This window comes from Janthinobacterium paucivorans, from assembly GCF_051380805.1.
In the GTDB taxonomy this organism is placed as follows: domain Bacteria; phylum Pseudomonadota; class Gammaproteobacteria; order Burkholderiales; family Burkholderiaceae_D; genus Janthinobacterium; species Janthinobacterium lividum_D.
On sequence record NZ_JBNYXR010000002.1, the window covers coordinates 129,355 to 141,279 of the forward strand.

The window sequence follows — 11,925 nt, forward strand, 5'->3', positions numbered from 1 at the left end:
TGGCGGGAGGCGCCAATCGAATGCGCAAAAGTTGCTGCAATGACAGAACAAATACGCTATCGTAGAAAACCTTGCCTTGCTTTGCCCATGGCCACGCTGCACCCGCTTCGACCTTGTTGACTGGAATTGGAATTACATGCATACCAACCCCACTGGCGCGCCACTGCGCCGTCCCTCTTTATGCTTCGCCATTACCCTCGCCCTTGGCTGTATCGCCAGCGCCGGCGCCTTGGCTGGCGCGCCAGGCAATGCGCCGCAAGCGCTGGCGCAGGTGCGCGATACGGCGCTGCAAAGCGACTGGGCGTATGCGCGCCTGGCCGACATGACCGATTTGATCGGCCCACGCCTGTCCGGCTCGGCCGGCGCCGCCGCCGCCGTGCAGCAGGTGGCCGAGGCCATGCGCCAACTGGGCGCCAGCGTCACCTTGCAGCCCGTGAAAGTGCCGCACTGGGTGCGCGGCGTGGAGACGGCGGAAATCGTCGATTACGCCGGCCGTCCGCAGGGCGTCTCGCAGCGCGTGGTGCTCACCGCCCTGGGCGGCTCGGGTGCCACCCCGGCTGCCGGCCTGACGGCGCCCCTTATCATCGTCAAAAGCTTCGAGGAACTCAAGGCGCGCGCAGCGCAAGTGAAGGGCGCTATCGTGCTGATCGATACGCCGTTCGACCAGGAGATGGCCGAGCGCGGCCTGGCTGGCGTCACTTACGGCCAGGGCTCGCGCTTTCGTTTCAATGGACCGAAGGCGGCGGCCGAACTGGGCGCGGCTGCCGCGCTGGTACGCTCGATCGGCGGCGCCAACTTCCGCATCCCGCACGCGGGCGCTACGGGGCTCGATGACAACAAACGCATTCCTGCCGCCGCCGTCACGGTGGAAGACGCCTTGCTGATCGCCCGTCTGGCTGCGCGCGGGCCTCTGAAAATGCACCTGACACTGACGCCGCAAAACCTGCCCGACGCGGACAGCTACAACGTGATCGCCGACTGGCCGGGTACGGACAAAGCCGACGAAGTGGTGGTGGTCTCGGGTCACCTTGATTCCTGGGATCTGGCCACGGGCGCGCACGACGACGGCGCGGGTGTGGTGGCGGCCATGGGCGTGGTGGAAACCCTGAAAAAGCTCGACTACCGTCCGCGCCGCACCATCCGCGTGATCGCCTGGATGAACGAGGAAAACGGCGGGCGTGGCGGGCAGGCGTATTTCGAGGCCCACAAGCAGGCGCTCGGCAAACAATATGCGGCCATCGAGATGGACAGCGGCGCCGGGCGCCCGTTCGGCATCCTCGCCAGCGTGGAAGCGAAGTCGGAAAAACTCTTCGCGCCCCTGCGCGCCGCCCTGCAAGCGATGGGCGCGCACGCCTTCACGCGCCGCGATGCGCTGGGCACGGGCGACTTGCACCGCCTGGAAACGGGCGGCGTGCCCAGTTTCGAGCCACTGGTCGATACTCACAGCTATTTCCACTACCACCATACGCCGGCCGACACCCTGGATAAGGTCGACCCGGAGAACCTGAAGCGCAACGTGGCGCTGATGTCGTCGCTAGCCTGGTTCCTGGCCAATATCGACGGCGAGATTGGGCGCGCGCCGCAGCAGGACTAAATGAAGTCGCCTTGCTGCGAATGGCCCTGCATGGGGCCAGCCGCATCATGGACTAAGCTCAACCATAGCAGGACGGCAATGTTTTCGCCCAAGCAAGCTCAGGCGATCTGCACTGCATGCGCCTTGCCTGAGGTGGAACTTGCGTGGTGACAATAAAGGAGGTGCGTCTACAGAAGTGCGGGCGGAGTCAGATCGCGTCCAGCGGTATCTTGAGGTAGCGCACGCCATTGTCTTCCGGCTCGGGCAGCTTGCCCGCGTTGATATTGACCTGGATGGCGGGCAAGATCAATGTCGGCATGTCCAGCGTGGCGTCACGGCCCGTGCGCATGGCCACGAATTGTTCTTCCGTGATGCCGTCGCGCAAATGGATGTTACTGGCACGCTGTTCGGCCACCGTCACTTCCCAGCGCGGCGCGCGGCCGTTGGGCGGGTAGTCGTGGCACATGAACAGCCGCGTTTGCGGCGGCAGCGATAGCAGGCGCCGCACGGAGCGGTACAGCAGGGATGCCGAGCCGCCGGGAAAGTCGCAGCGGGCCGAGCCCACGTCCGGCATGAACAAGGTGTCGCCCACAAACACCGCATCGCCGATCTGGTAAGCCAGGTCGGCCGGCGTATGGCCGGGCACGTGCAGGGCGCGCACTTCCAACTGGCCAATATGAAATACCTGGTCGGGTGCAAATAACTGGTCGAACTGCGAACCGTCGGCCTTGGCCGCATCCTGGTGGTAGACGGCGGCGAAGGCGCGTTGCACCGTCTGGATGGCGGCGCCGATGGCCACGTCGCCGCCCAGTTGCTGCTGCAGGTAGGGCGCGGCCGATAGGTGGTCGGCATGCGCATGCGTTTCCAGCAGCCAGCGGCATTGCAAGCCGTGTTCGCGCACGAAGGCGATCACCTTGTCGGCCGAGGTGGTCGAGGTGCGGCCGGCCTTCGGATCGTAGTCGAGCACGGAGTCGATGATGGCGCAGTCGCGGCCATCGGCTTCATACACGACATAGGTGACGGTGGCGGTGGCGGGGTCGAAGAAGGCTTGGATTTGTGGGGTCATCGCGGCGGCAAGGGACGGACAGGGAAGAACATTATATCGTCAGTGTAGGCTAAAAAATGTTGGAAACTGACATTTTCCATGCGGAAAACAGATAAGCGTGCGCGTCAACGTCTGTCCCAGTCGTGCGCACCCTCGCGCTTGCCGCGTGCTAAGCTCTTTTTGACAAGGAGAGCTCATGGACGATACCACTGCACGCAGCGAAGAGTACCGCGGTTTTACGATGTCGGTCACCGCGCAAAAAGATCATGACGATTTGTGGGATTTTACTTACCGCCTGCAGCGCGAAGGCGAGACGGCGGCGCAAGCGATTACGCGTAGCCGCACCTTGGGCGGCTACGCGGCGCCCGAGACGGCTTGCACGGCCGGCTTGGAAGTGGCGAGGACGGAAGTGGATAATCTGTTGCGTCCTTGAGCCAGCGCAAATCGTTTCGTCCGAAAGTGAGCCTGAGCACGTGCTGCTGCCTGAAACACGTCGCTACCAGCTGCGCTTCATGCTACGATTTCCATTATTGAGTCAGTCACGAAGGAGGCACCGTATGGGTAGCAGTTCTAAAATTCACTACAAAGGCTGGGAAATCGTTCCCTTGGCCGTGCCCGCCAGCGACGGCAAATGGTCGGCCAGTTGCGACATCGAACGCGCCACTGCGGAAGGCCTGGAAGTGTTCGAAGGCTCGACCATGCAGTTCGTGCGCGACGACGAGGAGGGCGCCATTGCCGCCGCCTGCGAAGAGGCGGTGCGCCAGATCGACAACATCATCGCCAACCCGCTGGTACGCCTGGCCTGAGCCCCGAGTCTTGATTCCTGGTTTTCCAGTACTGCTGCAGCCGGCGCCCGCCGGCTGTTTTTCATTCAATTACTGCTGCGCACCGCAGCGTCTTTCGCCCCCCCTGATTGCCGGCTGATCGAGCGCCTGCTTTGGCTTCGGCAATGATTGCGTGTTGCGTGTTGCATGTTTCAAACATTTGTTTCAACTGAAATAGTTGAAACAAAAATGAAACACCGCTTACACTTAACGCGGCAGCGCTGTCCTGCTGCGTGAGCGTGCGCAGCCGCCGATACAGGCCATTTCCCCTCGTATCTCACCATGCTGTGGCACCCTTCCCGGGCACGCGCAAGGTGCTGGCACGGCATTTGCAATACTGATGCTCATAGCAAGTCCATGAAACATTCGGGACGACCCGAATCCCATAAGGTGAAGACATGACTCAATACTCCGCAGGTGCCGCATTTCGCAAGGCCGTCCAGGAAGAATCCCCCTTGCAAGTCGTTGGCGCCATTAACGCCAACCACGCCTTGCTGGCCAAGCGTGCCGGCTATAAAGCTATTTATTTGTCTGGCGGCGGCGTCGCGGCCGGCTCGCTGGGCTTGCCCGACCTGGGCATTTCCAGCCTGGACGACGTCCTGACCGATATCCGTCGCATCACCGACGTATGCGACCTGCCGCTGCTGGTCGATGCCGACACGGGCTTCGGTTCTTCCGCCTTCAACGTGGCGCGCACCGTGAAATCGATGATCAAGTTCGGCGCTGCCGGCTTGCACATCGAAGACCAGGTGGGCGCCAAGCGCTGCGGTCATCGTCCGGGCAAGGAAATCGTCAGCAAGGAGGAAATGGTCGACCGTATCAAGGCCGCCGTCGATGCGCGCACCGACCCGAACTTCGTCATCATGGCGCGCACCGATGCGTTGGCCGTCGATGGCCTGGAAGCGGCATTGGAACGCGCCGTCGCCTGTGTCGAGGCGGGCGCCGACATGATCTTCCCGGAAGCGATCACGGACCTGGACATGTACGCCACGTTCGCCAAGGCCGTCAACGTGCCTATCCTGGCCAACATCACGGAATTTGGTTCTACACCGCTGTTCACGCTGGACGAATTGCGCAGCGCCCACGTGGGCTTGGCGCTATACCCGCTGTCGGCCTTCCGCGCCATGAACAAGGCGGCCGACAACGTCTACCGCGCCCTGCGCCGCGACGGCACGCAAAAAAATGTCGTCGATACCATGCAGACGCGCATGGAACTGTATGAATCGATCAATTACCACGACTTCGAGCAAAAGCTCGATGCGCTGTTCGCCGCGCAAAAGAAGTAAGCACCAATAAAAGAGCGGGCCGTGGGAATCCCGGGCCCGCCGCACTGGACTGACAATCATTTTCTGGAGAACACAATGACCGCACCGCAAGCCGCCACTTTCAAGCCTAAAAAATCCGTCGCCCTGTCCGGCGTCACCGCCGGCAATACGGCGCTGTGCTCGGTCGGCAAGACCGGCAACGATTTGCACTACCGTGGCTATGACATCCTGGACGTGGCCGACAGCTGCGAATTCGAGGAAATCGCTTATCTGCTGGTGCACGGAAAATTGCCGACTAGCGCCGAACTGAAAGGCTACAAAGCCAAATTGCGCTCCTTGCGCGGCTTGCCATCAGCAGTGAAAGCGGCGCTGGAAGCGCTGCCGGCCGCTGCCCACCCGATGGATGTGATGCGCACCGGCGTGTCTGTCCTGGGCTGCACGCTGCCGGAAAAAGACGACCATAACGCGCCGGGCGCGCGCGACATCGCCGACCGCCTGATGGCGTCGTTCGGCTCCATGCTGCTGTACTGGTACCACTACAGCCATAACGGCAAGCGCATCGAAGTGGAAACGGACGACGACTCGATCGGCGGCCACTTCCTGCACCTGCTGCACGGCGAAAAACCATCGGCGTCGTGGGAAAAGGCCATGCACACGTCGCTGATCCTGTACGCGGAACATGAATTCAATGCCTCGACCTTCACCAGCCGCGTCATTGCCGGCACGGGTTCGGACATTCACTCGGCCATCACGGGCGCCATCGGTGCGCTGCGCGGCCCGAAACACGGCGGCGCAAACGAAGTGGCGCTGGACATCCAGAAACGCTACGACAATGCCGATGAAGCGGAAGCCGATATCCGTGAACGCGTGGCCAACAAGGAAGTGGTGATCGGCTTCGGCCACCCCGTCTACACGATTTCCGACCCGCGCAACGTGGTCATCAAGGAAGTGGCCCGTTCGCTGTCGCAGGAAGCCGGTTCCACGAAAATGTTCGACATCGCCGAGCGCCTGGAATCGGTCATGTGGGAAATCAAGAACATGTTCCCCAACCTGGACTGGTTCTCGGCCGTGTCGTACCACATGATGGGCGTGCCGACGGCAATGTTTACGCCGCTGTTCGTCATCTCGCGCACTTCGGGCTGGGCCGCCCACATCATCGAACAGCGCATCGACAACAAGATCATCCGCCCGAGCGCCAACTACGTGGGCCCGGAAGACCTGGAATTCGTGCCGATCAAGGACCGCAAATAATGACCTCTAATATGAACACCCTGCATCGCAAGCCCTTGCCGGGGACAGGGCTAGACTACTTCGACACGCGCGCCGCCGTCGATGCGATCGAGCCAGGCGCCTACGCCACCTTGCCCTATACCTCGCGCGTGCTGGCCGAAAACCTGGTGCGCCGCTGCGACCCGGCGACCTTGAACGCATCGCTTAGCCAGTTCATCGAGCGCCGTCGCGACCTCGATTTTCCTTGGTTTCCGGCGCGCGTCGTCTGCCATGACATCCTGGGCCAGACGGCCCTGGTCGACTTGGCTGGCCTGCGCGACGCCATCGCGGCCCAGGGCGGCGACCCGGCCCTGGTCAATCCCGTCGTGCCGACGCAGCTGGTAGTGGACCATTCGCTGGCCGTCGAGTGCGGCGGTTTCGACCCCGACGCCTTCGCCAAGAACCGCGCCGTCGAAGACCGCCGCAATGAAGATCGTTTCGACTTCATCGACTGGACCAAGAAGGCGTTTAAAAACGTCGACGTGATCCCGCCAGGCAATGGCATCTTGCACCAGATCAATCTGGAGCGCATGTCGCCCGTGATCCAGGTGCAAGATGGCGTAGCCTATCCGGACACCTTGGTGGGCACGGATTCGCACACGCCCATGGTCGACGCGCTGGGCGTGATCGCCATCGGCGTGGGCGGCCTGGAAGCGGAAAGCGTGATGCTGGGCCGCGCCTCGTGGATGCGTTTGCCCGACATCATCGGCGTCAAGCTGACAGGCAAGCCACAGCCGGGCATCACGGCTACCGACACGGTGCTGGCGCTGACGGAATTCTTGCGCAAGCAAAAGGTCGTCTCGTCTTACCTGGAATTCTTTGGCGAGGGCGCTGCGCACCTGACCTTGGGCGACCGCGCCACGATTTCCAATATGGCGCCGGAATTTGGCGCCACCGCTGCCATGTTCTACATCGACGCGCAAACCATCAAGTATTTGAAATTGACGGGCCGCGACGATGAGTTGGTAAAACTGGTGGAGTTGTACGCCAAAGAGACTGGCCTGTGGGCCGACAGCCTGGTCGACGCGCAATATGAGCGCGTGCTGACGTTCGATCTGTCGTCCGTCGTGCGCAATATCGCCGGGCCTTCGAATCCGCACAACCGCGTGCCGACGTCGGAACTGGCTGCGCGCGGGATTTCCGGCGTAGTGGAAAACGAGCCGGGCAAGATGCCGGACGGCGCCGTCATCATCGCGGCCATTACCAGCTGCACCAACACGAACAACCCGCGCAACATGATCGCCGCCGGCCTGATCGCGCGTAATGCGAACCGCCTGGGACTGACACGCAAACCGTGGGTCAAGTCCTCGCTGGCGCCAGGGTCGAAAACCGTGGAACTGTATTTGCAGGAAGCGGGCCTGATGCCGGAGCTCGAAACATTAGGCTTTGGCGTGGTGGCGTTTGCCTGCACTTCGTGCAACGGCATGTCGGGCGCGCTCGATCCTGTCATCCAGGAAGAAGTGGTGTCGCGCGACCTGTACGCCACGGCCGTTTTGTCGGGCAACCGCAACTTCGATGGGCGCATCCACCCGTACGCGAAACAGGCGTTCCTCGCCTCGCCGCCGCTGGTGGTGGCGTATGCGATTGCCGGCACCATCCGCTTTGATATCGAGAAGGATGTGCTGGGCATCGCCCCGGATGGCAAGCCTATCCAGTTGAAGGATATCTGGCCATCGGACGAAGAAATCGACGCCATCGTCGCTTCCAGTGTCAAGCCGGAGCAGTTCCGCAAGGTGTACATTCCCATGTTTGCCGCGCAGGTCGACGACGGCATCAAGGTCAGCCCGCTGTACGACTGGCGTCCGAATACCACGTATATCCGCCGTCCGCCGTACTGGGAAGGTGCGCTCGCTGGCGCCCGTCCATTGAAAGGCATGCGTCCGCTGGCGGTCCTCGGCGACAACATCACGACCGATCATTTGTCGCCATCAAATGCCATCATGCTCGATAGCGCAGCTGGCGAGTATCTGGCGAAGATGGGCTTGCCCGAGGAAGACTTCAATTCCTACGCCACGCACCGGGGCGACCATTTGACGGCGCAGCGCGCGACCTTTGCCAACCCGACCCTGAAAAACGAGATGGTGATCGAGGATGGCAAGGTGAAGGCCGGTTCGCTCACGCGCATCGAGCCGGAAGGCACCATCTCGCGCATGTGGGAAGCCATCGAGGTGTACATGGAGCGCAAGCAGCCCTTGATCATCATCGCCGGCGCCGATTATGGCCAGGGTTCTTCGCGCGACTGGGCTGCCAAGGGCGTGCGCCTGGCCGGCGTGGAAGCCATCGTTGCCGAAGGCTTCGAGCGCATCCACCGCACCAATTTGGTGGGCATGGGCGTGCTGCCACTGGAGTTTTTGCCCGGCGTGAACCGCAAGACACTGGGCCTCGATGGCAGCGAAACCTACGACGTCGTTGGCGAGCGCACGCCGCGCTCCACGTTGACCTTGCTGGTCCACCGCAAGAACGGTGAAACGCTCGAAGTGCCGGTCACCTGTCGCCTCGATACGGCCGAAGAGGTCTCGATTTACGAGGCGGGCGGCGTTCTTCAACGCTTCGCCCAGGATTTCCTCGAGTCGTCGAAGGCGGCGTAGTGGTGATGTGATCGCGTAATTCGTCCCAAAGGCAAGTTCTGGGGTCGGACCCTCAGGGTCTGACCCCGGCGCTTCGCCGTTGGGTTTAAGGACACATTCAACGCAGGAACTCCAATGACCCATCAACCCCAAATCAAGATCCCCGCCACCTATATGCGTGGCGGCACCAGCAAAGGCGTGTTTTTCCGCCTGCACGATTTGCCCGCCAGCGCACAAGTGCCTGGCGCGGCGCGCGATGCCTTGCTGCTGCGCGTGATCGGCAGCCCCGACCCGTACGGCAAGCAGATCGACGGCATGGGCGGCGCCACGTCGAGCACCAGCAAGACAGTGATCGTGGCGGCAAGCGATAAGCCGGATCACGACGTCGATTATCTGTTCGGCCAGGTTTCCATCGACAAGCCTTTTGTCGACTGGAGCGGCAATTGCGGCAACCTGTCGGCGGCCGTCGGCTCGTTCGCCATCGCCAGCGCGCTGGTGGACCCCGCGCGCCTGCCACACAACGGCGTGGCCACGGTACGCATCTGGCAAGCCAATATCGGCAAGACCATCATCGCCCACGTTCCCATGGCGCATGGCGAAGTGCAGGAAACGGGCGCCTTCGAGCTCGATGGCGTGACCTTCCCGGCCGCCGAAGTAAAACTCGAATTTCTCGACCCGGCAGCGGAAGAAGAGGGTGGCGATGGTGGCAGCTCGGCCATGTTCCCTACCGGTAACTTGGTCGATGAGCTCGACGTGCCCGGCATCGGTCGCCTGACAGTCACCATGATCAACGCCGGCATTCCGACGATTTTTGTCGATGCGCACGCCATCGGCTACACGGGCACGGAACTGCAGGACGCCATCAATGGCGATCCCGCCGCGCTGGCCCGTTTCGAAACTATCCGTGCGCACGGCGCCCTGCGCATGGGCTTGATTTCCCACTTGGACGAAGCGGCGAAGCGCCAGCACACGCCGAAGGTGGCTTTTGTCGCCAAGCCGGCCAGCTATGTTTCGTCGAGCGGAAAAAAAGTGGAAGCCGCCGAGATCGACCTGCTGGTGCGCGCCATGTCGATGGGTAAATTGCATCACGCCATGATGGGCACGGCGGCCGTGGCCATCGGCACGGCGGCGGCCATTCCCGGCACCCTGGTCAATCTGGCGGCGGGCGGCGGCCTTCGCAACGCCGTGCGCTTCGGCCACCCGTCCGGCACCCTGATGGTGGGGGCGGAGGCGGCGCAGGTCGATGGCGCGTGGAGCGTCACCAAAGCCATCATGAGCCGCAGCGCGCGCGTGCTGATGGAAGGGACTGTGCGCGTTCCCGGCGACGCGTTTTAGGCAGAAATACGCAGGCAGATGGTAGGCAGATGGCACGCAGGTATCAGATAGGTAGCACTCATAAAGTGCTGGCCAGGGCAGTTCGCCCAGGCCAGACACAGATTACACGCATACCGGAGGAGACATGAATTTCGCTGCATTTTATCAACGCTCGATCGACACGCCGGAGGCTTTTTGGCGCGAGGAAGCGGACAAGATCGATTGGCATACCCCGTTTTCGCAAGTGCTTGATTATTCCCGTCCGCCGTTCGCCAAATGGTTCGTCGGCGGCACCACCAATTTGTGCCACAACGCCGTTGACCGCTGGGTCGATAGCCACGGTGACGCGGCCGCGCTGATCGCCATTTCCACCGAAACCAATACCGAGCGCACCTACAGCTTTCGCGAACTGCAGCGCGAAGTGGAGCGTTGCGCCGCCATCTTGCAGTCGCTGGGCGTGGTCAAGGGCGACCGCGTCTTGATCTACATGCCGATGATCGCCGAAGCGGCGTTCGCCATGCTCGCTTGCGCCCGCATCGGCGCCGTGCATTCCGTGGTGTTCGGCGGTTTTGCCGCCAACAGCCTGGCCAGCCGCATCGATGATGCGCAGCCCAAGCTGGTGTTTTCTGCCGATGCCGGTTCGCGCAATGGCAAGGCAATCGCCTACAAGCCGCTACTCGATGAAGCCATCCGCATCGCTGCGCACAAGCCGCAGCAAGTGCTGCTGGTCGATCGCCATCTGGTGCCGATGCAACTGACGCCGGGGCGCGACGTCGATTACGCGACCCTGCGCGAGCAGCACCTGGACGCGCAGGTGCCTGTCACCTGGCTGGAATCGAACGCGCCGTCGTACGTGCTGTACACCTCTGGTACGACGGGCAAGCCCAAGGGCGTGCAGCGCGACGTGGGCGGCTATGCGGTGGCGCTGGCATCGTCGATGCAGTACAACTTCTGTGGCAAGCCCGGCGAAACCTTTTTTGCCACCTCCGATATCGGCTGGGTGGTGGGCCATTCCTACATTGTGTATGGTCCGCTGATCGCCGGCATGGCCACCATCTTGTACGAAGGCTTGCCGATCTGTCCCGATGCAGGCATCTGGTGGAGCATCGTTGAAAAATACAAGGTCACGCGCATGTTCTCGGCGCCGACTGCCATCCGCGTGCTGCGCAAGCATCCGGTGGAACTGATGCGCAAGCACGACCTGTCCTCCCTGAAAGCGCTGTACCTGGCCGGTGAGCCGCTCGATGAAACCACCTCGCAATGGATCGCCGACGAACTGAAAGTGGACATCATCGACAACTACTGGCAGACGGAGACGGGCTGGCCGATTTTGTCGGTGGCGAAAGGCGTGTCCGATACGCCGACGCGCCTGGGCAGCCCGGGCCTGGCCATGTACGGCTATCAGGTCAAGCTGCTCAACGAAGTGACGGGCGAGGAGTGCGGCACCAATGAGAAGGGCGTGCTGGTGCTGGAAGGCCCGCTGCCGCCCGGCTGCATGCAGACCGTCTACGGCGACGACGCGCGTTTCGTCGACACTTACTGGTCCACCTTCAGCGGCCGCCAAGTGTATTCCACCTTCGACTGGGGCATGCGCGACGCGGACGGCTATTACTTCATCCTGGGCCGCACCGATGACGTGATCAACGTGGCCGGCCACCGCCTGGGCACGCGCGAAATCGAGGAAAGCATCAGCAGCCATCCGAATGTATCGGAAGTGGCGGTGGTGGGCGTGGAAGACAAGCTCAAAGGCCAAGTGGCGATGGCTTTCGTGATCCTGAAAGACCCGCAGGGTTTCGACAGCCTGGACGCGAAAGCGGCGCTGGAACGCGAAGTGATGGCCGTGGTCGACCGCCAGTTGGGCGCCGTGGCGCGGCCGGCGCGCGTGCTGTTCGTGGCACAGTTGCCGAAGACGCGGTCGGGCAAGCTGCTGCGCCGCTCCATCCAGGCTATCTGCGAAGGGCGCAGCCCGGGCGACCTGACGTCAATGGATGATCCGGCATCGCTGCAGCAGATCCAGGCAGCATTGGCTTAAGCGCCATGATGAGAACAGAGTTTATCAAATGATATA

Annotated in this window: 9 protein-coding genes; 8 read left to right on the plus strand and 1 reads right to left on the minus strand. The window is 62.3% G+C overall.

Annotation, left to right across the window (positions count from 1 at the left end; genetic code table 11):
* Nucleotides 1–136: 136 nt before the first annotated feature.
* On the plus strand, nt 137–1,594 hold the full coding sequence (locus ACQ4V8_RS03650; protein WP_010399163.1) for a M20/M25/M40 family metallo-hydrolase: 1,458 nt from the start codon (nt 137–139) through the stop codon (nt 1,592–1,594).
* Nucleotides 1,595–1,781: 187 nt separating this feature from the next.
* Here the strand turns inward: ACQ4V8_RS03650 and ACQ4V8_RS03655 are convergent, their stop codons facing one another.
* A complete protein-coding gene (locus tag ACQ4V8_RS03655) occupies nt 1,782–2,639 on the minus strand; it encodes an MBL fold metallo-hydrolase (protein ID WP_010399160.1) in 858 nt (285 codons plus the stop codon).
* Nucleotides 2,640–2,814: 175 nt separating this feature from the next.
* Between ACQ4V8_RS03655 and ACQ4V8_RS03660 the strand changes: the two genes are divergently transcribed.
* The 7 genes from ACQ4V8_RS03660 (at nt 2,815) to ACQ4V8_RS03690 (ending at nt 11,889) form a co-directional block, all read left to right on the plus strand.
* Nucleotides 2,815–3,051: a hypothetical protein gene (locus ACQ4V8_RS03660; RefSeq protein WP_010399159.1), complete on the plus strand. Its 237-nt coding sequence runs from the start codon at nt 2,815–2,817 to the stop codon at nt 3,049–3,051.
* A 124-nt stretch (nt 3,052–3,175) separates the two neighbouring features.
* The gene (locus tag ACQ4V8_RS03665; protein ID WP_010399157.1) at nt 3,176–3,424 is read left to right on the plus strand and encodes a hypothetical protein; all 249 of its coding nucleotides are present in this window, start codon (nt 3,176–3,178) and stop codon (nt 3,422–3,424) included.
* Nucleotides 3,425–3,840: 416 nt separating this feature from the next.
* Nucleotides 3,841–4,728 (plus strand): methylisocitrate lyase, encoded by an 888-nt coding sequence (prpB, locus tag ACQ4V8_RS03670; protein WP_096236075.1) that lies wholly within the window; start codon nt 3,841–3,843, stop codon nt 4,726–4,728.
* Between the two features lie 75 nt (nt 4,729–4,803).
* Nucleotides 4,804–5,958: a bifunctional 2-methylcitrate synthase/citrate synthase gene (gene prpC, locus ACQ4V8_RS03675; RefSeq protein WP_010399151.1), complete on the plus strand. Its 1,155-nt coding sequence runs from the start codon at nt 4,804–4,806 to the stop codon at nt 5,956–5,958.
* 11 nt (nt 5,959–5,969) lie between these two features.
* Entirely contained in the window at nt 5,970–8,564 is a 2,595-nt protein-coding gene (gene acnD, locus ACQ4V8_RS03680; RefSeq protein WP_436570912.1) for a Fe/S-dependent 2-methylisocitrate dehydratase AcnD, read from the plus strand.
* Nucleotides 8,565–8,678: 114 nt separating this feature from the next.
* Complete coding sequence (gene prpF / locus ACQ4V8_RS03685; RefSeq protein ID WP_010399145.1) at nt 8,679–9,878, plus strand: 2-methylaconitate cis-trans isomerase PrpF; 1,200 nt, start codon at nt 8,679–8,681, stop codon at nt 9,876–9,878.
* A 124-nt stretch (nt 9,879–10,002) separates the two neighbouring features.
* Complete coding sequence (locus ACQ4V8_RS03690) at nt 10,003–11,889, plus strand: propionate--CoA ligase (protein WP_010399142.1); 1,887 nt, start codon at nt 10,003–10,005, stop codon at nt 11,887–11,889.
* The last annotated feature ends 36 nt before the right edge of the window (nt 11,890–11,925 follow it).